Origin of the sequence: Actinokineospora sp. HUAS TT18, from assembly GCF_051364635.1 — a bacterium.
Lineage (GTDB): Bacteria > Actinomycetota > Actinomycetes > Mycobacteriales > Pseudonocardiaceae > Actinokineospora.
The window spans coordinates 7458470-7477348 of sequence record NZ_CP195645.1 but is presented as its reverse complement, the minus strand read 5'-3'; the positions used below and the strand labels follow the sequence as shown (position 1 = coordinate 7477348).

At 72.6% G+C, this 18879-nt stretch carries 19 protein-coding genes; 4 read left to right on the top strand and 15 right to left on the bottom strand.

All coding sequences use genetic code 11. From position 1 onward, the window contains the following. From ACSHT8_RS34865 to argC, 4 genes are read right to left on the bottom strand one after another with little or no spacing between them, the layout of a single operon-like run. Positions 1-1191, bottom strand: coding sequence for an acetylornithine transaminase (locus ACSHT8_RS34865; RefSeq protein ID WP_436496401.1), 1191 nt, complete (start codon positions 1189-1191; stop codon positions 1-3). Continuing rightward, positions 1188-2069, bottom strand: coding sequence for an acetylglutamate kinase (gene argB / locus ACSHT8_RS34860; RefSeq protein ID WP_436496399.1), 882 nt, complete (start codon positions 2067-2069; stop codon positions 1188-1190). Before argB ends, ACSHT8_RS34865 begins: the two co-directional genes overlap by 4 nt. Then, positions 2066-3238: a bifunctional glutamate N-acetyltransferase/amino-acid acetyltransferase ArgJ gene (gene argJ / locus ACSHT8_RS34855; protein ID WP_436502253.1), complete on the bottom strand. Its 1173-nt coding sequence runs from the start codon at positions 3236-3238 to the stop codon at positions 2066-2068. The genes argB and argJ overlap by 4 nt, the downstream gene beginning before the upstream one ends. Before the next feature lie 2 nt (positions 3239-3240). Continuing rightward, a complete protein-coding gene (argC, locus tag ACSHT8_RS34850) occupies positions 3241-4257 on the bottom strand; it encodes an N-acetyl-gamma-glutamyl-phosphate reductase (RefSeq protein WP_436496397.1) in 1017 nt (338 codons plus the stop codon). A gap of 367 nt (positions 4258-4624) precedes the next feature. On the opposite strand from argC, the gene ACSHT8_RS34845 reads away from it, so the two are divergent. Beyond that, positions 4625-5230 carry a histidine phosphatase family protein gene (locus ACSHT8_RS34845; protein ID WP_436496395.1) on the top strand — a complete coding sequence of 202 codons (606 nt, stop codon included), beginning with the start codon at positions 4625-4627 and terminating at the stop codon, positions 5228-5230. On the opposite strand, the gene ACSHT8_RS34840 is transcribed toward ACSHT8_RS34845, so the two are convergent. The 7 genes from ACSHT8_RS34840 to def form a co-directional block, all read right to left on the bottom strand. Further along, positions 5231-5875 (bottom strand): O-methyltransferase, encoded by a 645-nt coding sequence (locus ACSHT8_RS34840; protein ID WP_436496393.1) that lies wholly within the window; start codon positions 5873-5875, stop codon positions 5231-5233. Positions 5876-5925: 50 nt separating this feature from the next. Next, complete coding sequence (locus ACSHT8_RS34835) at positions 5926-6465, bottom strand: hypothetical protein (RefSeq protein ID WP_436496391.1); 540 nt, start codon at positions 6463-6465, stop codon at positions 5926-5928. A 77-nt stretch (positions 6466-6542) separates the two neighbouring features. Beyond that, positions 6543-7523, bottom strand: a complete 981-nt coding sequence (locus tag ACSHT8_RS34830; RefSeq protein ID WP_436496389.1) for an asparaginase — start codon at positions 7521-7523, stop codon at positions 6543-6545. Continuing rightward, positions 7520-8023 (bottom strand): flavoprotein, encoded by a 504-nt coding sequence (locus tag ACSHT8_RS34825; RefSeq protein ID WP_436496387.1) that lies wholly within the window; start codon positions 8021-8023, stop codon positions 7520-7522. Before ACSHT8_RS34825 ends, ACSHT8_RS34830 begins: the two co-directional genes overlap by 4 nt. Then, positions 8020-9447, bottom strand: coding sequence for an RsmB/NOP family class I SAM-dependent RNA methyltransferase (locus ACSHT8_RS34820; RefSeq protein WP_436496385.1), 1428 nt, complete (start codon positions 9445-9447; stop codon positions 8020-8022). The genes ACSHT8_RS34825 and ACSHT8_RS34820 overlap by 4 nt, the downstream gene beginning before the upstream one ends. Further along, the gene (fmt, locus tag ACSHT8_RS34815; protein WP_436496383.1) at positions 9444-10367 is read right to left on the bottom strand and encodes a methionyl-tRNA formyltransferase; all 924 of its coding nucleotides are present in this window, start codon (positions 10365-10367) and stop codon (positions 9444-9446) included. Before fmt ends, ACSHT8_RS34820 begins: the two co-directional genes overlap by 4 nt. Then, a complete protein-coding gene (gene def, locus ACSHT8_RS34810) occupies positions 10367-10912 on the bottom strand; it encodes a peptide deformylase (RefSeq protein ID WP_436496381.1) in 546 nt (181 codons plus the stop codon). Before def ends, fmt begins: the two co-directional genes overlap by 1 nt. 99 nt (positions 10913-11011) lie before the next feature. Between def and ACSHT8_RS34805 the strand changes: the two genes are divergently transcribed. Together ACSHT8_RS34805 and ACSHT8_RS34800 are read left to right on the top strand one after the other, a co-directional pair. Next, positions 11012-11605, top strand: coding sequence for an RNA polymerase sigma factor (locus ACSHT8_RS34805; protein ID WP_436502252.1), 594 nt, complete (start codon positions 11012-11014; stop codon positions 11603-11605). Beyond that, positions 11602-12807: a hypothetical protein gene (locus ACSHT8_RS34800; protein WP_436496379.1), complete on the top strand. Its 1206-nt coding sequence runs from the start codon at positions 11602-11604 to the stop codon at positions 12805-12807. Before ACSHT8_RS34805 ends, ACSHT8_RS34800 begins: the two co-directional genes overlap by 4 nt. Here the strand turns inward: ACSHT8_RS34800 and ACSHT8_RS34795 are convergent, their stop codons facing one another. After that, entirely contained in the window at positions 12808-14829 is a 2022-nt protein-coding gene (locus ACSHT8_RS34795) for a primosomal protein N' (protein WP_436496377.1), read from the bottom strand. Between the two features lie 30 nt (positions 14830-14859). Continuing rightward, positions 14860-15471, bottom strand: coding sequence for a TetR/AcrR family transcriptional regulator (locus tag ACSHT8_RS34790; RefSeq protein ID WP_436496375.1), 612 nt, complete (start codon positions 15469-15471; stop codon positions 14860-14862). 44 nt (positions 15472-15515) lie between these two features. Between ACSHT8_RS34790 and ACSHT8_RS34785 the strand changes: the two genes are divergently transcribed. Continuing rightward, positions 15516-16913: an amidase gene (locus tag ACSHT8_RS34785; RefSeq protein WP_436496373.1), complete on the top strand. Its 1398-nt coding sequence runs from the start codon at positions 15516-15518 to the stop codon at positions 16911-16913. 69 nt (positions 16914-16982) lie between these two features. On the opposite strand, the gene ACSHT8_RS34780 is transcribed toward ACSHT8_RS34785, so the two are convergent. Both ACSHT8_RS34780 and ACSHT8_RS34775 read right to left on the bottom strand, forming a co-directional pair. Continuing rightward, positions 16983-18116: a DUF6923 family protein gene (locus ACSHT8_RS34780; protein ID WP_436496371.1), complete on the bottom strand. Its 1134-nt coding sequence runs from the start codon at positions 18114-18116 to the stop codon at positions 16983-16985. After that, complete coding sequence (locus tag ACSHT8_RS34775; RefSeq protein WP_436496369.1) at positions 18113-18874, bottom strand: hypothetical protein; 762 nt, start codon at positions 18872-18874, stop codon at positions 18113-18115. The genes ACSHT8_RS34780 and ACSHT8_RS34775 overlap by 4 nt, the downstream gene beginning before the upstream one ends. Between the last annotated feature and the right edge of the window lie 5 nt (positions 18875-18879).

Genomic DNA, 18879 nt, shown 5'->3' with positions numbered 1-18879 from the left:
TCACTCCTGGGCCGCGGTGTCGAGGATCGCGGGCAGCGCGGACAGGAACTCGCCCGCCTGCGCGTCGGTGAGGATCAGCGGCGGGGCGAGCCGCACGGCGTCGGGCTGGACGTTGTTGACCAGGAAGCCCGCCTTGAGGGCGGCGTCGGCCACGGCACCGGACACCGGCTTGGCCAGTCCGATCCCGAGCAGCAGCCCGCGCCCGCGCACGCCGCTGACCAGCGGGTGGTCGAGTGCCTCGACGCCCGCTGTGATGTCCTTGCCCAGCGCGGCGACGTGGTCGAGCAAGCCGTCGGCGGACAGCGTGCGGATGACCGCCAGCCCCGCCGCGCACGCCACCGGGTTGCCGCCGAAGGTGGTGCCGTGGTGGCCGGGGCCGAACAGGTCGGCCGCGGCGCCCACACCGACGCAGGCCCCGAGCGGCAGCCCGCCGCCCAGGTTCTTGGCCAGCGTGAACACGTCGGGCGTGATGCCCGCCTGCTGGAACGAGAACCACCCGCCGAGCCTGCCGATGCCGGTCTGCACCTCGTCGAGCACGAGCAGCGCGCCCGCCTTCGTGGTGATCTCCCGCGCCGCCTGCAGGAAACCGTCCGGAGCCGGGATGACGCCGCCCTCACCAAGAATAGGCTCGATGAAGACGGCGGCGGTGGAGTTGTCCACAGCCTCCCGAAGGGCGTCGACGTCACCGAACGGGATGTGCGTGACGTTCGGGACGAGCGGCTGGAACGGGGTGCTCTTCGCGGGCTGCCCGGTGAGCGACAGCGCGCCCATCGTGCGGCCGTGGAAGGCGCCGTGGCACGCGACGACGTTGGGCCTGCCGGTGAGCCGGGTCAGCTTGAACGCGGCCTCGACGGCCTCGGCGCCGGAGTTGGTGAACAGCACCTTGGCGTTGCCGGTCAGCCCCGCCACGTCGAGCAGCGTCTCGGCCAGTTCGACGGCGACCGGGTTGATGTAGAGGTTCGAGGTGTGGCTCAGCGTCGCGATCTGCTTGGTGACGGCCTCGATGACCGCGGGGTGTGCGTGGCCGAGCGCGCTGGTGGCGATGCCGCCGACCAGGTCGAGGTAGCGGGTGCCGTCGGCGTCCCACAGGTAGGCGCCCTCGCCGCGCACGATCGACAGTGCGGGCGTGCCGTAGTTGTTCATCAGCGCGGACTTCCACCGCGCCTGGCCGTCCACATTGGATTCGATCATGACTCCCCCTCGTCCGGCAGCACCATCGTGCCGACGCCGCTGCTGGTGAACACTTCGAGCAGAACCGAGTGCGCGAGCCTGCCGTCGATGACGTGCGCCTTCGGCACCCCGCCGGTGACCGCGCGCAGGCACGCCTCCATCTTCGGCACCATGCCGCTCTCCAGGCCGGGCAGCAGCTTCTCCAGCTCGGCGGCCCGGATCTCGTGCAGCAGCGACGACTTGTCCGGCCAGTTCGCGTAGAGGCCCTCGACGTCGGTCAGCACGACGAGCTTCTCCGCCTTCAGCGCGATCGCGAGCGCGGCGGCGGCGGTGTCGGCGTTGACGTTGTGCGGCAGGCCGTCGCGGTCGGGCGCGACCGTGGACACCACGGGGATGCGGCCCGCGTTGACGATGTCGAGCACCGCGTCCGGGTTGACGTGGACGACGTCGCCGACCTGGCCGAGGTCGATCTCGGCGCCGTCGACCACGGCGGTGCGGCGCTCGGCGGTGAACAGGTGCGCGTCCTCGCCGGAGATGCCGACGGCGTGCGGGCCGTGCTGGTTGATCAGGCCGACGAGCTCCCGGCTGACCTGGCCGGTCAGCACCATCCGCACGACGTCCATCGTCTCGGCGTCGGTGACCCGCAGGCCCGCCTCGAACCGGCCCGCGATGCCCAGCCGCTTCAGCATGGCGCTGATCTGCGGGCCGCCGCCGTGCACGACGACCGGCCGCAGGCCCGCGAGCCGCAGGAACACCATGTCCTCGGCGAACGCGCGCTTGAGCGTGTCGTCGATCATGGCGTTGCCGCCGTACTTGACGACGACGAGCGCGCCGTGGAAGCGCCGCAGCCACGGCAGCGCCTCGATCAGCACATTCGCTTTCTCAGTCGCTTCGTTCACGATGAATACGCGCTGTTCTCTTCAACGTAGGCATGGGAGAGGTCTGTCGTGAGGATGGTCCCCGTGCCGTCGCCCGCGTGCAGGTCGATCACGATCTCGATGTCGCGGCCCGACAGGTCGGCCTCGGTCCGGTCGACCCCGCGCCCGCCCGCCTTGCAGACCTGCGCGCCGTTGATCGTGATGTCGAGCTTCTGCTGGTCGAAGTCGGTCGGCGCGTTGCCGACGGCCATCGCGATGCGGCCCCAGTTGGGGTCGGAGGCGAAGAACGCGGTCTTGCACAGGTTGTCCTGGGCGACGATCCGCGCCGTGGCCAGCGCCTCGCTGTCGTTGGCGGCGCCGTTGACGGTGATCGTCACGTGCTTGGTGACGCCTTCGGCGTCGGCCTGGAGCTGGGCGACAAGGTCGGCGCAGACAGCGGTGAGCGCCTCGGTGAACTCGGCCTCGGTCACGGCGACGTCGGACGCGCCGGAGGCCAGTAGCAGGACGGTGTCGTTGGTGGACGTGCCGCCGTCGACGTCGAGCCGGTTGAAGGTGAACTCGACGGCGGTGCGCAGCGCGGGCTCGACCGCCGACGGGTCGATCAGGGCGTCGGTGGTGATGACCGACAGCATCGTGGCCATGTTCGGCGCGCACATGCCCGCGCCCTTGGCGAACCCGCCGATGGCCCAGCCGTCGGCGTGCACGAACGCGGTCTGCTTGGGGACGGTGTCGGTGGTCATGACGGCGGTGGCGGCGGCGAGGCTGGCGTCCTTGCCGTGGGCCAGTTCCTTCGCCGCGGCGTCGACACCGGACTTGACCGCGTCCATCGGCAGCCGCTCGCCGATGAGGCCGGTGGAGCACACGGCCACGTCGATCGCGCCGATCCCCAGCACGTCGGCGACCTTCTCGGCGGTGGCGTGCGCGTCCTGGAAGCCCTCGGGGCCGGTGCAGGCGTTGGCGCCGCCGGAGTTGAGGACGACGGCCTTGAGCTTGCCGGTGGTGAGCACCTGCTGCGACCACAGCACGGGCGCGGCCTTGACCTTGTTGCGGGTGAACACGCCCGCCGCGTGGGTGGTCGGGCCCTCGTTGACCACCAGCGTCAGGTCGGGCTTGCCGTTGGTCTTGATGCCCGCCGCGACACCGGCTGCGCGGAACCCCTGCGCGGTGGCGACGCCAAGGGTGCGGTCGATGGTCACGGTGCGACTCCCACAGTGGACAGGCCGGTGGTCTCCGGCAGGCCGAGCGCGATGTTCATGGACTGCACGGCGGCACCCGCCGTGCCTTTGGTGAGGTTGTCGATGGCGGCGACCACGACGAGCCGGTTGAGGTCGGCGTCGACGGCCACCTGGAGCTGCACGGCGTTGGAGCCGAGGACGGCGGCCGTGGTCGGCCACTGGCCCTCGGGCAGCAGGTGGACGAACGGCTCGTCGGCGTAGGCCTTCTCGTAGGCGCCGCGGACGTCGGCGTTCGGGTCCTTCAGGGTGGCGCTGCAGGTGGCGAGGATGCCCCGGGGCAGCGGCGCGAGCACGGGCGTGAAGGACACGCTGACCTGCGTGTTCGCCACGGCGCTGAGGTTCTGGGTGATCTCGGGGGTGTGCCGGTGGGCGCCGCCGACGCCGTAGGCCGACAGCGAGCCCATGACCTCGGAGCCGAGCAGGTTGGGCTTGAGGCTCTTGCCCGCGCCGGACGTGCCGGAGACGGCGACCACGACGACCTCGGGCTCGACCAGGCCCATGGCGGGCGCCAGGGCGAGGGAGCTGACGGTCGGGTAGCAGCCTGGGACGGCGATCCGCTTGGTGTTGGTGAGGGCTTCGCGGCCGCCGGGGAGTTCGGGGAGGCCATAGGGCCAGTGCCCGGCGTAGGCGCCGCCGTACCAGCGGTCCCAGGCGTCTTCGCTGGTCAGCCGGTGGTCGGCACCGCAGTCGACGACCAGGGTGGCCGGGTCGAGCTGGGCGGCGATGGCGGCCGAGTGGCCGTGCGGGAGGGCGAGGAAGACGACGTCGTGCCCGGCGAGGGTTTCGGCGGTGGTCTCTTCGAGGACGCGGTCGGCGAGAGGGAGCAGGTGTGGCTGGTGTTGGCCCAGGCGCGTGCCCGCGCTGCCACCGGCGGTGAGCGCGCCGATCTCCACGTCGGGGTGCGCGAGCAGGAGCCGCAGGAGCTCTCCCCCGGCGTACCCACTGGCCCCCGCGACCGCGATCCGAACCGTCATGCGGATGATTATGCACTCTGATGCAAAGTCACTCAAACCGATATCACCCGACCGTGGCGGGTGCCACAGTCCACCTGGGGCACTGATGAACTCGCCAGATCCGCACGAGTGCCGACGGCCGTCGCGGGTGGACTGCTCATCGCGCTGGTCGTCGCGGCGTTCGTGTTGGGCAGGACAGATCGGATGGACACCCAGCGGTGATCGCGGCCGTGGGCTTCGCCGCGGTCGCGGTGGGGCCGCGCTCTTCCTCGCCGCACGGGCGCCCGGGGCAGCGAAGCCCGCGTCGTCGGGATGCTGGTGGTGCCGTTGGTCTCGTTGCCGAAGCCCTAGCGACAACCTGATCGACTCATGCGCGTCAGGTACGGGTGTGGCAACGCGCACCCTCTATCTGACCCGGCACGCCGAGGCGACTGACGACGAGGTCGAGCTGACCAAGGACGGCCGCCGCCAAGCCGAACTGCTCGGGCAGCGGCTCCGCGGCGTCCCGTTCGCCGCTGTCCACCATGGACCGCTCAACCGGGCGGCGCAGACCGCGCGGCTGGTGTGTGCGGGGATGGGGCGGGGTGAGGCGCGGGCGAACACCGCGGCCGGGGACTACGTGCCGTATGTGCCGGACCGGGCGGAGCTGCCCGCCGAGTCGGCCGACCTCTACCTCGGGTTTCTCGACCAGTTCGACACCGCAGAAGGGCCCGCGCTCGCGCAGGCTGCGCTGGACCAGTTCACCGGGCCTGCTGGCGAGGACCGGCACGAGCTCGTGGTGACCCACAACTTCCTCATCGCCTGGCTGGTCCGGGCCGCGGTGGGCGCGCCGCCGTGGCGGTGGCTGGGGCTCAACCACTGCCACGCGGCGCTGACCGTGATCCGCTACGCGTCAGGGCTTCCGGCGGCGGTGCTGGTGTTCAACGACATGAGCCACCTGCCGCCGCAGCTGCGGTGGACCGGGTTCCCGGCCGACGCGCCCTGGCGGGTGTGATCAGAGTTTGCGGGCCAGCGTGACGCCGTCGCGCAGGGGGAGCATGACGCAGTGGACGCGGGGGTCGGCGACGACGATGTCGTTGACCCGGCGGATCGCCGCGTCGGCGGCGGACTCCGCGGACTCGTCGACCACGCGGCCGCCGCGCAGGACGTTGTCGAGGGCGATGACGCCGCCGGGGCGCAGGCGGGGCACGAGTTCCTCGTAGTAGTCCGGGTAGCCCTCCTTGTCGGCGTCGATGAACGCGAAGTCGATCACCGGGTCGGTCGGGAGGGCGCGCAAGGTCTCGATCGCGGGGGCGATGCGCAGGTCGATCTTGTCGGCGACCCCGGCGCGCTCCCAGTACTTGCGGGCGATCGACGTCCACTCCTCGCTGACGTCGCAGGCGATCAGCTTGCCGTCGTCCGGCAGGCCGCGGGCGACGCAGATCGAGGAGTAGCCGGTGAAGACGCCGACCTCGACGGCGTTCTTGGCGCCGAGGATGCGCACGAGCATGGTGAAGAACTCGCCCTCGTCGTGCGAGATCTGCATGACGGAGGCGTCGGGGTAGGCCTCGGCTGTTTCCGCTGCGAGGTCGCGCAGGAGTTCGTCGGCGGGCGTGGAGTGCGCGAGCAGGTAGTCGCTGAGGGCGGGGGTGATGTCCATGTGCCCCATTCAAGCCGAACGTCGACCACCTCGTCGCGCGAGTTCGACCACTAGTCGAACAGACGCGGGCCTGGGTCTTTCAGCTCCGGATCGCCCAAGCCGAGCCTCCTGCGCCGCGCGTCGGGCGAAGGTGCGATCAGCCCAGGGATGGCACCCAGCTCGTGATTCGCCGGAGCGTCCGTCGGCGCGTGCAGCCAGACCCGGAAGTCGGCGCCGCTGCCGTCGACTCGGCGGAGCCGCACGACCGCGGTGAACTCGCCCGAGGTGAAGGTGCACTCCCAGGTGCCGCCCGCGTCGCAGACCTGGGTCCTCATGCGCCCGGAAGGCGGCGGGACGTCGAGTTGGCGGCACCGTGTCACGATCGCCCGGAAGGCGAGGGCGACCAGGATCTCGTCGGCGTTGAAGTCCGCGGACCGACCCCGGAAGACGGACTTCCACACGTCGCGGAGGATCGCCGACGTCGCGTTGCCGATCGCGCCCGACGCCGCGGCCAACATCACCCAGAGCGCGCCGTCGGGCCACAGCGAGCCCGAGCGGTGATCCGGTACTGGAGCGGACGCTGGGGCTTGAACCTTCGACAGGTCGGTCACCGAGGCCCTCCTCACGGTCAAGCCGGACTTGCCCGATGTCATCCAGGGTAGCCGGGCGAGTCGCCTGCGTGCCCGCGTCAGCGGTACAGATCGAACGTGGCCGCGATGCGGTCCCGGTCGGCGCCGTCGGCCAGGAGGAGTTGCAGGAGGATCCGCGCCTTCGCCGGGTCGAGGAAACCGGCGTGGATGAGGCCGCGGTCGAGCAGGTCGCGTTCCGAGCCGGGGTAGCCGTAGGTCTGGCGCAGCACCGAGCCCGAACCCGTCCGCGACGCCAGGACCACGGGGATACGCTCGGCGAACTCCGCCACGAGCGGCACCATTCCGGCGGGGACGTGGCCCGCGCCCAAGCCCGCGATGACGATCCCGTCGAACGCGTCGCCCGCGCGGCGGAGGAGTTCGCCGTCGTCGCCCAGGGCGATGGTGACCAGGCCGACTCGGAGTCTCGTGATGGCGTCCGTGGCGGGGAGGGTCAGGGCCACGCGGGGGGTGCCGCGGAGGCGGGGTTCGCCCTCGACGATCAGGCCGAGGGGGCCGAAACCCGGGGACACGAAGGCGCCGGTGCTGCTGGTGTGGCTTTTGCGGACGAACCGGGCGCCGTGGACCTCGTCGGACATCACGACCAGGCAGCCCAGGCCGCGGGCCGCGGGCGACAGGGCGACGCGGATGGCGGCGTAGAGGTTCGCGGGGCCGTCGGCGCCCGCTGAGGCGGGGGCGCGCATGGCGCCGGTGACGACGATGGGGGCGGGGCTGTCGACGGTGAGGTCGAGGAACAGCGCCGTCTCCTCGATCGTGTCGGTGCCGTGGGTGACCACGACGCCGGTCGCACCGGCTTCGATCTCGGCGCGCACCGCGTGGGACAGGGCGACAAGGTCGTCGAAGCCGAGGGAGGGGCTGGGCAGGGAACGCAGCGTGCACGCGGTCAGGTCGACGTTCAGCTCCGCGAGGCCGGGGACCGCGGCGACCAGGTCGTCGGCGCCGAGGGCGGGGACCACGCCGCCCGCGGTGCTCGGCGACATGGCGATCGTGCCGCCCATCGCGATGATCGCGACCTTGCTCACAGACCCTCCAGGAAGTCCAACAGCGGCTCCCACGGGTCGGTCGCCGCGCCGTCGGCGATGTGTACCCCGGCGGCGATCAGCGTGTCCACATGTGATGCCCACCTGGGATGGGCACGTTGGGCGGCATCGGCTTGCGGCCGGACGACCATCGGGACACCCGGGGTGCCGAGCGCCTCGCCCAGAGCGGTGAGGGCCTGGTTGTCGGCGATTCCCAGCGCGAGCTTGGCCAGCGAGTTCGCGGTGGCGGGCACGAACAGGAACGCGTCGGGAATCGGGTACGGCTTGGGTTCCGACGGCAGCCGCGACACGCTGCGCACCGGCAGGTCGGTCAGCGCCTGCAGCCGCGCCGTCTCCCCCACCGCGTCCATCCAGCGGCCCGCGGTGGGGGTGAGGGTGATCGCGAGCCGCCAGCCGCGGGCGGTGGCGGGTTCGGCGAGTTCGACGCGCAGGCGGCGGTCGACGCCGCCGCCCGCGGCGGCGACCAGGCCAAGCACCCTCATTTGCGGAGCAGCGCGCAGAACATCGCGTCGGTGCCGTGGCGGTGCGGCCACAGCTGCACGAACGGACCGTCGCCGAGGTCGGGCACGTCGGGGAAGAACTCGCGGGTGTCGATCGCGGTCACCCCGGTCTTGCGGATCACGTCGTTGACCACGCCGACGGTCTCCGCGAGGTGCGGCGAGCAGACCACGTAGGCCACCACGCCGCCCTCCCGGACCAGGCCGACCGCCGAGGTCAGCAGCTCACGCTGGAGCTTCGTCAGGTCGCCCACATCCGACGGCTGCCTGCGCCAGCGCGCCTCCGGCCTGCGGCGCAGCGCGCCCAGGCCGGTGCACGGCGCGTCGACGAGCACGCGGTCGTACCCGCCGTCCAGCGCGGAGCTGCGGCCGTCGGCGACCCGCACCTTCACCGGCAGACCCTGGGTGATCTGCTCGACGAGCCGCGCCCGGTGCGGCGCCTGCTCGACGGCGTCCACGGTGCCGCCGTTGATCGCGGCGAGCGCGCCGAGCAGCGCGGCCTTGCCGCCGGGACCGGCGCACAGGTCGAGCCAGCGCTCGTCGGGGCCCTCGATCTCGGGACGGGTCAGCGCGAGCGCGCACAGCTGGCTGCCCTCGTCCTGCACTCCCGCCAGACGCTCGCGGACCGCGTCGATGTCGCCGGGGTCGCCCGCGCCCGCCTCCAGCCGCACGCCGTACGGCGAGTACGGCGCGACGTCGCCGCCGGTCATCGCGGCCAGTTCGTCGGCGCTGACCTCGCCCGGCCGCGCCACCAGGTGCACGGCGGGCCGCTCGTCGTCGGCCTTCAGCGCGGCGCCGAGTTCGTCGCCGGTGGTGCCGAGCGCGTCGGCGAAGGCGCGGGCGATCCAGCGCGGGTGGGCGTGGCGGGCGGCGAGGTTGCCGACCGGGTCCTCCGCGGCGTCTGGCGCGAGCTTGTCGAGCCACGCCTGCTCGTCGAGCTCGGAGACCTTGCGCAGCACGGCGTTCACGAAGCCGGTGACCCGGGAGCCGTGGTCGGCCCTCGCTATGTCCACAGTGGACGCGACGGCGGCGTGCGGTGGGATCCGGGTGCGCAGCAGCTGGTAGGCGCCCAGGCGCAGCGCGTCGAGCAGCGGCGGCTCCACCTTGGACATGTTGCGGTCGACGCACTCGGCGAGGATCTGGTCGATCAGGCCCAGCGCGCGGCACGTGCCGTAGGTCAGCTCCGTGGCCAGCGCGGCGTCGCGCCCGGAGATCTTGCGCTCACGCAGCAGCTTGGGCAGCACGAGGTTGGCGTAGGCGTCGTCGGCGCGCACCGCCTTCAGCGTGTCGAGCGCGGCGCGGCGGGCCGGGTCGTCCACCGGGGGGCGTTCCGGGGTGTCCGGGCGGCGCGGTGGCCTCGCCTTGCCCGGCCTGGACGGCCGGTGCGCTCGCTTGCCTGGCTGCGTCACGTAAGTCGCTCTCCTGCTTCGATTCGGCTGCCGCGCGCCCAGTCGGTCGCTTGCATGCGCTTCTTTCCTTGGGCCTGTACTTCGCCGAGCTTCAGCGGCCAGGTGGCGGTGCCGACGAGGACGCGCTTGCGCTCCACGACCAACTCCCCTGGCGCGGCCTCGACGCCCTCGGCCCTGGTCATGGGGCCGAGCTTGACGCGTTCGCCGCGGAACTCCGCCCACGCGCCCGGCTCCGGCGTCACCGCGCGGATCCGCCGGTCGACGGCCAGCCCGGGCAGGGTGAAGTCGACCTTGGCGTCGTCGACGGAGATCTTCGGCGCGTAGCTGACGCCCTCGGCGGGCTGCTCGACCGCGGCGATGCCGCCGTTGGCCAGCCCGTCCACAGTAGACACCAGCAGGCCCGCGCCCGCCTCGGCGAGCCGGTCGAGCAGGGCGCCCGCGGTGTCGTCGGGGCGGATGGGCTCGGTGAGCACGCCGAACACCGGTCCGGCGTCGAGTTCCTTGACGATGCGGAACGTGCTGGCGCCGGTGATCTCGTCGCCGTGGTAGACCGCCGCCTGCACCGGGGCCGCGCCGCGCCAGGCGGGCAGGACCGAGAAGTGCAGGTTGACCCAGCCGAGGCGCGGGATGTCGAGCGCGGACTGCGGCAGCAGGGCGCCGTAGGCGACCACCGGGCACACGTCCGGTTCGAGTTCGCGCAGCCGCGCCTGGAACACCTTGTCCGACGCCTTGGCCGGGGTGAGCACCTCGATGCCGTGCTCGTCGGCCAACTCGCCGACCGGCGACCGCATCAGCTTGCGGCCGCGGCCCGCGGGCGCGTCGGGCCTGGTCACGACGGCGACGACCTCGTGGTCGGAGGCCAGCAGCGCGCGCAGCGACGGGACGGCGACCTCGGGCGTGCCCGCGAACACCAGCCGCATCAGCGCGCCCCGAAGAACGAGTGCGGGCTCTGCTTGAGGGTGGGCACCGCGCCGTCGAACCACTCGGCCGCGCGGATCTCCTTCATCGCCTGCTTCCGGGTGGTGTCGTCGAGGCGGTCGAGGAACAGCACGCCGTCGAGGTGGTCGGTCTCGTGCTGGATGCAGCGGGCCAGCAGGTCGCTGCCCTCGATCTCCAGCGGCTCGCCGTGCATGTTCCACCCGCGCGCCACGACGTTGCGGTGGCGGCGGCAGTCCCACGAGTAGCCGGGGATCGACAGGCAGCCCTCGGGGCCGTCCTGGACGTCGTCGCCGACGGAGGTCCACACCGGGTTGACCATGTGGCCCATGGCGCCGTCGCAGTGGTAGGTGAACACCCGCAGCCCCACGCCGACCTGCGGCGCGGCGAGCCCGGCGCCGCCCTGCGACTCCATGGTGTCCCAGAGGTCCTTGACCAGGTTCCGCAACTCCTGGTCGAAGTCGACGACCTCGACGGCGGGGGTGCGCAGCACGGGATCGCCGAACAGGCGGATCGGCTGGACGGTCACGGGGCTCCTCTCGGACGGGCGGGGCGGTCGAGCCAGTCTATTCACCCGATCGCCACGCAACGCCCCGGCCGTGATCGGACACCTCCTATCGTGACGACCATCGCGCGATCAGGTCAGGGGGCGACGCTGAGCGAGCACACCGTCTCCGAGACGGACGCACTGTTATGGGACAGGGCGGCCGCGGGCGACCAGTCCGCGTTCTCGGTGCTGTTCGAGCGGCATGTCGAGTCCCTGTGGAACCACGGCTACCGGCTGACCGGCTCGTGGAGCCAGGCCCAGGACATCGCCTCGGCCACCTTCCTCACCGCGTGGACGCGGCGCCGGGAGGTGACGCTGGTCCGCGACAGCGCGCTGCCGTGGCTCTACGCGGTCGCGGGCAACATCGCGCGCAGCGAGAACCGCCGCTCGACCCGGTTCCTGCGCGCGCTGCGCCGGGTACCGCTCGACGACACCGAGGCCGACCACGCCGACGCGGTGGCAAGGCGCGTCGACAGCGACCGGCGGACCCGCGAGGTCGCCGACGCCGTGCGCGGACTGCCGAAGGCCGAGCGGGAGGCGGTGGAGCTGTGCCTGCTGGGCGAGGTGTCGACCGCGGACGCCGCCCTGCTGCTGGGGGTGGCCGAGGTGAGCGTGCGCTCCCGGCTGTCCCGGGCGCGGGCCCGTCTGCGCACGAAGCTGGAGGGGTCGAGGTGACCGAGGACTGGAAGCCCTACCTGCCGCCGCGGCGGACCATGCCCGCCGGCGTCCGGGAGCGGATCCTGGCCAGGACGTTCGGCGACGCGCCCGCACCCGATCGGCGGCTCCGCACCCGGCTCGCCGTCGCCGCGGCGATCGCGGCGGTCATCGCGGGCGGCTGGGCGACATCGCTGACCAGCGGGGACAGCCAGAGCCCCGGTGCCCGCGGCCCGGAGATCGCGCCCAACGCGGGCACCGACCTCGACCGGTGCTGGGCGGCGCTGGTCGGCACGGGCAGGTCCGACCGGTACCCCGCGCGGGCGCTCTGGCGGGCCGTCGTCACCGCGCGCGAGGCCGGGAAGTCGGTGATCGGGTTCCGCGCGGGCGCCACGCCCGTGTTCTGCGAGACCACGGTGACCTCGGTGACGGTCTCCGATCCGACGGCGAAGCCCAACCACGCCGACGGCACCGGAACCGCCGCCCTGCTGCTCACCGACTCGGGCGGCGCGGGCGGCATCGCCGACGAGAAGTGGACTTCGGTGACGGTCGAGTGGGACGGCAAGGTCCGGCAGGCCGATGTCCGCGACGGCATGTGGGTCCTGCCGACGCTGCCGACGGACCCGACCGTGGTGTGGCGGGTGAGCCCGTCCGGGCCGGGCGTCCCCGGCAGGCAGGTGCTCGACCTGCCCCGGCCGGAAGGAGCGCCGGTGTCGGTGTTCGACCGTCCGCTCGCGCCGGGCGAGCGGACGTCGCTGGCGGGCGCCTGGCTCGGGAACTGCCTCAGCCGGACGCAGCCGCAACCCGCCGACATGGAGTCGTGGCGGCCCGGCGCGACGACGACCGTCGGCGGGCACCGCGTGGTCACCGCCCGGCTCGGCGATCTCGTCGGGGTGTGCGTCACCGAGCCGAACCGGTCGACCTTCGAGGTCGCTCCCGGCCACGCCGTGCGGCCCGGGCGGCTGCGCTACGCGAAGGTGGTGAAGGCAGCCCCTGGCCAGGGCGCGCGGATCGTGGGATTCGTGCAGCCGGAGGTCGCGGCGATGGCGGTCACGGCGGGCGAGTCCGCGCAGGTGTCGGTGCCGATCACCGACTCCGGGTTCGCGGTGGAGATCCCGGAGACGCTGGCGCCGACGGCCGACACCACGCCCGAGCACGTCCAGGTGACCTTGACCAGCGAGGACGGCACGGTCCTGTACGCGGGCGAGATGTTCCCGAAGTGATCAGACCAGGTCGAGCGGATCGACCTGCACGCGCAGGGGGGACTGCTCCTTGCGCGCGGTCCGCACCGCTTGGGCCGTGGCCAGGGCCGACGCGAGGGCCCGGCCCTGGCCGCGGATCACCCGGATCAGGGCGCGTTCGCGGACCGCCTGGCCGTCCTTGTCGAGGTCGCCGACCGGGACCGGGCCGAGGACCTCGCCGGTGGGTGGGAGCGGGAACTCGGTGAGGAAGGCGTCGACAGCGCTGGGGGTGCCGTCGACGGAGGCCATCCGGACCGCGGGCGGGAAGCCGAGTTCGGTGCGGGCGCCGAGTTCCTGCTGGGCGTGCCACACCGGGTCCCACCGGACCAGCGCCTGCACGGCGACGGTCGCCGACTCGGCCATGACCACGACCCGGCCGCCGTCCCCTGCCGGGCGCACGAGGGCGGCGGCGGTCATCCAGCGGCGGAGGGCTTCCTCGGTGGCGCGCAGGTCGGCGCGGTTGAGCAGGGCCCACGCGTCGAGGAGGAGGGCGGCGCCGTAGCGGGCGACGGGTTCGGCGCCGGGGGTGGCCACGACGATGGCCGGGTCGTCGGACACCGCGGCCAAGACCTCGGTGCCGCCGGACGTGCGGACGGGGAAGCCCGCGAACGCGCGGCCCAGTTCCTCCGCGGTGCGCTTGGCCCCGATGACGACCGCGCGCAGCTTGCGGGAGCCGCACGACGGGCAGCGGTAGTTGGCGTCGGCGGCGGCGCACCAGCGGCACGACGGCGGACCGGACGAGCCCTGGTGCAGCGGCCCGGCGCAGCGGCGGCAGCGGGCCGGGGTGCGGCACTCCTGGCAGGTGAGCGCGGGGACGTAGCCGCGGCGCGGGACCTGGACGAGCACCGGGTGGCCCGCGGTGAGCGCGGCGCGGGCGGCGTCGAAGGCGACCGACGGGACGCGCGCGGTGCGGGCGGCCGGGTCGCGGGCCAGCTGTGAGTCGTGCTCACCGATCGCGGTGACGCGCGGGGCGGCGGCCCGGACGGCGTCGCGCGTGGCCACGATCTCCGGCGCCCAGCCGGAGTCGACCAGCAGCTGGGCCTCGGCGGTGCGGGCGAACCCGGCGACGAGCACGGTCGTGTGGGCGAGGGTGCCGCGCTGGATCAGGACATCGCGCACGTGTGGGTAGGGCGAGCGCTGGTCGGAGTGCTGGTCGTCGCCGTCGTCCCAGACGATCACGACGCCCGGGTCGGCCACCGGCGCGTAGGCGCTGGCCCTGGTGCCGACGACGATGTTGTTGACACCGCGCCGGATGGACAGCCAGCCCCGGTAGCGCTTGGCCGGGCCGAGATCGGCCGACAGCGCCACGACGCCCTCGGCGAGCTTCGCGCACGCGGCCTGCACGCGGGTGACATCACGATGGTCGGGAACCACGATGATCGCCCCCCGGCCTGCAGAGGCGGCGGTCGCGGCGACCTCGGCGAGCCGGGCGGGCCAGTCCTCCCCCGGCAGCGCCTGCCAGACGGCGTTGGCCTGCCGCCCGGCCTTCACCGCGTCGAGGAACGCGGCGCCCCGGGGGTAGCGCGCCCAGCCACTCGGGTCCGGTGTGGACGGTCGGGGGGCGGGTTCCGCGGCTTCCTCCGCCTCGGCGCGCGCGTGGCGCGGCGGGATGGCCAGCCGCAGGACGTCGATCATCGTCCCGGCGTAGCGGTCGGCGACGGCGCGGCAGAGGCGGGCGATGTCGGGGGCCAGCACGGGCTCGGGCGACGTCACGCGGTCGAGGAACTGGAGGGTGCCCGGGTGGTCGGACTCGGCGACCCGCTCGATCAGGTAGCCGTCGACGAGCTGCCCGGCGAAGCGGACCCGGATGCGGCAGCCCGGCACGGCGTCGGCGTCGAGCTTGTCCGGCACCAGGTAGTCGTAGGTGCGGTCGAGGTGCGCGAGCGGCACGTCGACGTAGACCTTGGCGACGGGCAGCGTGGCCGCGGGCTGCTGCTTGCCCTTCGTCGCGGGCTTCTTGGCGACCGCGACCTGGAAGAGCGCGTCGGGGTCGGGGCTGGACATACCCGCTGGTCTACCAGAGGCCACTGACCGTCACCGGTCCTGGGTGGCCAGCCGCACGGCGAGGTCGGTGTGGCCGCTGTCGAGCAGGCCGCCGAGGAACAGGGCGCGAAAGGCCCGGTGCAGTGCGTCCGGCGCGACGGTGTCGGGGGCGGCGAGGGCGTGCAGGGCGAAACCGTGGGCGAGGGCGAGGAAGGCGGCGGCGTCCGGATCGGGTGACCCGGCGGCGCGGGCACCCTCGGTGGCGATCGCCCGGATCGCCTCGATGGACGCGGCGACCTCGGGGCGGAGCTCGGGGTGGCGTGCGGCGTGCAGGAACGCCTCGAACAGCGCCAGGGTCTCGGGGAGGCGGGGCGCGGCGGCCGCGGCGAACGCGGTGGCGACGCCGTCGGCCGAGGCGTCTTTGAGCGCGGCGGCCAGCGCGAGCTGCTGGGCGGTCTCGGCCTCGGTGAACACCCGCAGCGCCTCGACGGCGAGCTCGGTGATCGAGTCGAAGAAGTAGCTGACGGTCGCCAGTGGGAGGCCCGCCTTGTCGGTGACGGCCTTGTGGGTGACCCCGGCCATGCCGCGCTCGGCCGCGACCTCGACGGTGGCCTTGAGCAAGGCGTCACGACGGGCCTGGGCGCCCGCCCGGTGTTTCCGCACGAATTGAGGCTACCATTTTCTGGAAGTTCTTCTAGACTTCCGCCATGACCCGCGTACACGCCTTCACCGACGACGCCCTCGCCGACCACGACGCCGTCGGCATCGCGGACCTGATCCGCCGCGGCGAACTGAGCGTCCAGGAGGTCGAGTCGGCCGCGATCGAGCGGATCAAGAAGGTCGACCCGACGCTGAACGCGGTCGCCTTCCCCGCCTTCGACCGCCCGCGCCGCTCCGGCGACCGCCAGGCCGCGCTGTTCGGCGTGCCGACGCTGGTCAAGGACAACACCGACGTGGCGGGGATGCCGTGCAACCACGGCACAGCGGCCTACGTCGCGAAGCCTTCTTCTTCTGACGGCCGATACGCGCGGCAGTACTTGAGCACCGGGATGACCGTGCTGGGCAAGAGCCGCATGCCGGAGTTCGGCTTCAACGCGTCGACGGAGTACATGGGCGAGGACCCGGTCCGGAACCCGTGGAATCTGGAGTACTCCGTCGGGGCGTCGTCGGGCGGGGCGGCGGCTCTCGTGGCGGCGGGCGCGGTGCCGATCGCGCATGCCAACGACGGTGGTGGGTCGATCAGGATTCCGGCGGCTGCGGCGGGGTTGATCGGGTTGAAGCCGAGCCGGGGCAGGCACCGGGACTCGGAGCAGGCGGGGAAGCTGCCGATCAACATGATCTCGGAGGGCGTGGTCACCCGCTCGGTCCGGGACACCGCGGCCTTCTTCGCGGCGGTTGAGGACCACTGGCGCAACCCGGCGCTGCCTCCGGTCGGACAGGTGTTCGGCCCGTCCCGGCGACGTCTGCGAGTCGGCCTGGTGTTGGAGACCGCGACTGGCGCCGAGGTGTGCCCGCAGACGCGGGCGGCGGTTGAGCACACGGCTTCGCTGCTGGAGAAGCAGGGGCATCATGTGGAGCCGATCTCGCTGCCGGTGGATGACCGGTTCGCGGCGGACTTCACGCTGTACTGGGGATTGCTGGCGACCCTGGCGGCCAAGTTCAGCCGGTTCACGCTGGACCGGTCGTTTGACGCGCGGAAGCTGGATGGGCTTACGCAGGGGTTGCGGGGGTACTACCGGCGACACGTGCGGGGGACGGCGCGGGCGCTTTATCGGCTGCGGAACACACATCAGGCGTACGCGGCTATGTTCGCGCGGCATGAGGTTGTGCTTTCGCCGGTATTGGCGCATGTGACGCCTCGGTTGGGGCACTTGAGTCCTACGGTGCCGTTTGACGAGCTGTTGACGCGGTTGACGGCTTATTGCGCTTACACGCCGTTGAACAACATCGCGGGGACGCCGGGGCTTTCGCTGCCTATGGGGATGTCTGCTGAGGGAGTGCCGATCGGGGTGCATCTTTCGGCGGCTTATGGGGATGAGCGGACGTTGATCGAGGTGGCTTTCGGGTTGGAGGAGCAGCACGCCTGGCCGCGGATCCAGGGCTGATCAACCGCGTTCGGAGGACCGCTCTCGGCGCGCGGCGCCGGGCAGGCGGTGGTTCCGCGCCACCGAAGGTCAGTGCCTGCGGCGGCGAGCGGCGGAGGCGGCCGCTCCCCCACCCAGCACGAGGATCAACGCGGTCAAGCCCCAACGGCGCTTCTCGTCCGTTTGGCCTTGGTAGTTCTTCGGTTCCGGTGCGGGTGCGGGCGCCGCCTTGTACGGCTTGCGCGTCGGCGCGGGGGCTGGAGGTGGCGGCACCGTCGACGGCGGTGGCGTGGGCGGGGTGGTCGGTGGGGGCGGTGTTGTCGGTGGGGGCGGTGTTGTCGGCGAGGTGGTCGTCGGCGGTGGAGGCGGTGGGGTCGTCGTGGGGACGGGAGCCACAGTGGGGCGCGGCGTCGTCGTTGTGGGGGGCGCGGGTGGTGGCGGAGGAGGCGGGGGCACGGGCGGGGCGGGCATGCAGCCCGCGGCGTCGGTCTGGTCGACCTCCGGCTTGCTCGCCACCTCCGTCACCGAAGGCGGGCTCAGGGCGACGTGGAACCAGACGCTCCGGTTGCGGTAGTCGTTGGCCAGTACGTAGAGCGAGCCGTCGGACGCGCGGGCGACGGCGCCGTAGCTGTCGGATCTGCCGACGTCCGGGCCGTTCTTCTGGCGGACTTGGCCGGTGACCGGGTTGATCGAGACCAGCTTGCCGTGCGAGGCGACTCCATAGAGTTGGCCGTCCGGGGCGAAGTCGAAATCGTCGACGGTGTGGGCCAAGCCCCAGCCCGAGAGCCACACGTGGGACACAACCGTCAGGTAGCGGGGGCTGCGCGGGTCCACGTCGACCGCGTACAGCCCGGTGTCGTCGCGCAGGTACCAGCGTGTGCCCGACACGGCACCCGCCACCGCGTTCAGCGGGCGCGGCCAGCCGCGGAGCGGGCCGTGGTCCACAGTGGACCCGTCGCGGGCGATCGTCACCACATGGCCGGAGGCCATGCCGTAGACCGTGTTCCCCGACATCCCGATGGCGTTGACCCGGTACGCCAACTCCGCGATCGTGCGGGAGCGGCCGCTCGGCAGCTCGACCGAAACCAGGGTCGACAGGCCCCGGCCGTTGCTCTGCACCTGTAACGCGACGCAGCCTGCCGGGGCCGCCGCGGCTGAGCCGACGGGCAGGACGGCGGCGCTGATCCCGACGACCAGGACCAGGCGCCAACCCCGCCGGGTCATTTCAACCGTTCCTGGGCGATCTGGAACGCGTCGGGGCCGACCTTGGCGCCGCCGCTGTACGGGTTCTGAAGTTGCTGGGTGGCGAACAGCAGCAGCGCGAGCGTGCCCGCGAGGATCGACACGATGATGATGTGGGTGACCGGTCGCGGTCCGCCGAACATCACCGGCAGCGCCACCGACAGGATGCTGCCGACGATCAGCGCGAACCACACCACGCCGCTGACGCCGTCGCTGCCCGCGGTGTCCAGGCGGGCCTGTCGGGCCTGGTAGACCTGCCAGAGTTGGCTCGCCGCCTCAGTTTTGCGGCCGTTCTGCCACTCGTCGGTCACCGTGGCCTCCGACACGGACTTGCGCAGCTGGTCGAGCTGCGACCAGCCGTCGCCGCTGATGTCGGTGCCGTCGATCATCGAAGGCCACTCTGTGTCGGCGACCGTCGTCGAGTAGGAGCGCGCCAGGTCGTGGACCTCGGTCTTGGTCGGCTCGGGCAGCGAATCGGCGGCCCAGTAGGCGGCGACCAGACTGTCGGCCTCCTGGTAGGCGCCGTCCTCGGCCGCGCTGACGCCGTCGAACAGGGAGATCAGCACGAAGGCCAACAGCACCGCGTGCAGGCCGCCGACGATGGTGAACACCTGGCCCGCGGCCTCGTTGTTCTCCACGATGCCGTCGGTCTCGCCGATGCGGCGGACCAGGTAGGCGACCAGCGCGGCGACCGACGCCGCGCCGATGACCCAGAGGCCGCCTTCCAGATAGATGTTCATCTTCC

Excerpts from the sequence above, each read along its gene's own strand:
- ACSHT8_RS34865 (WP_436496401.1), bottom strand. The coding sequence starts at position 1,191 with ATGATCGAATCCAATGTGGACGGCCAGGCGCGGTGGAAGTCCGCGCTG.
- argC (WP_436496397.1), bottom strand. The coding sequence starts at position 4,257 with ATGACGGTTCGGATCGCGGTCGCGGGGGCCAGTGGGTACGCCGGGGGA.
- ACSHT8_RS34840 (WP_436496393.1), bottom strand. The coding sequence starts at position 5,875 with ATGGACATCACCCCCGCCCTCAGCGACTACCTGCTCGCGCACTCCACG.
- ACSHT8_RS34825 (WP_436496387.1), bottom strand. The coding sequence starts at position 8,023 with ATGAGGGTGCTTGGCCTGGTCGCCGCCGCGGGCGGCGGCGTCGACCGC.
- fmt (WP_436496383.1), bottom strand. The coding sequence starts at position 10,367 with ATGCGGCTGGTGTTCGCGGGCACGCCCGAGGTCGCCGTCCCGTCGCTG.
- ACSHT8_RS34795 (WP_436496377.1), bottom strand. The coding sequence starts at position 14,829 with ATGTCCAGCCCCGACCCCGACGCGCTCTTCCAGGTCGCGGTCGCCAAG.
- ACSHT8_RS34785 (WP_436496373.1), top strand. The coding sequence starts at position 15,516 with ATGACCCGCGTACACGCCTTCACCGACGACGCCCTCGCCGACCACGAC.
- ACSHT8_RS34780 (WP_436496371.1), bottom strand. The coding sequence starts at position 18,116 with ATGACCCGGCGGGGTTGGCGCCTGGTCCTGGTCGTCGGGATCAGCGCC.
- ACSHT8_RS34775 (WP_436496369.1), bottom strand. The coding sequence starts at position 18,874 with ATGAACATCTATCTGGAAGGCGGCCTCTGGGTCATCGGCGCGGCGTCG.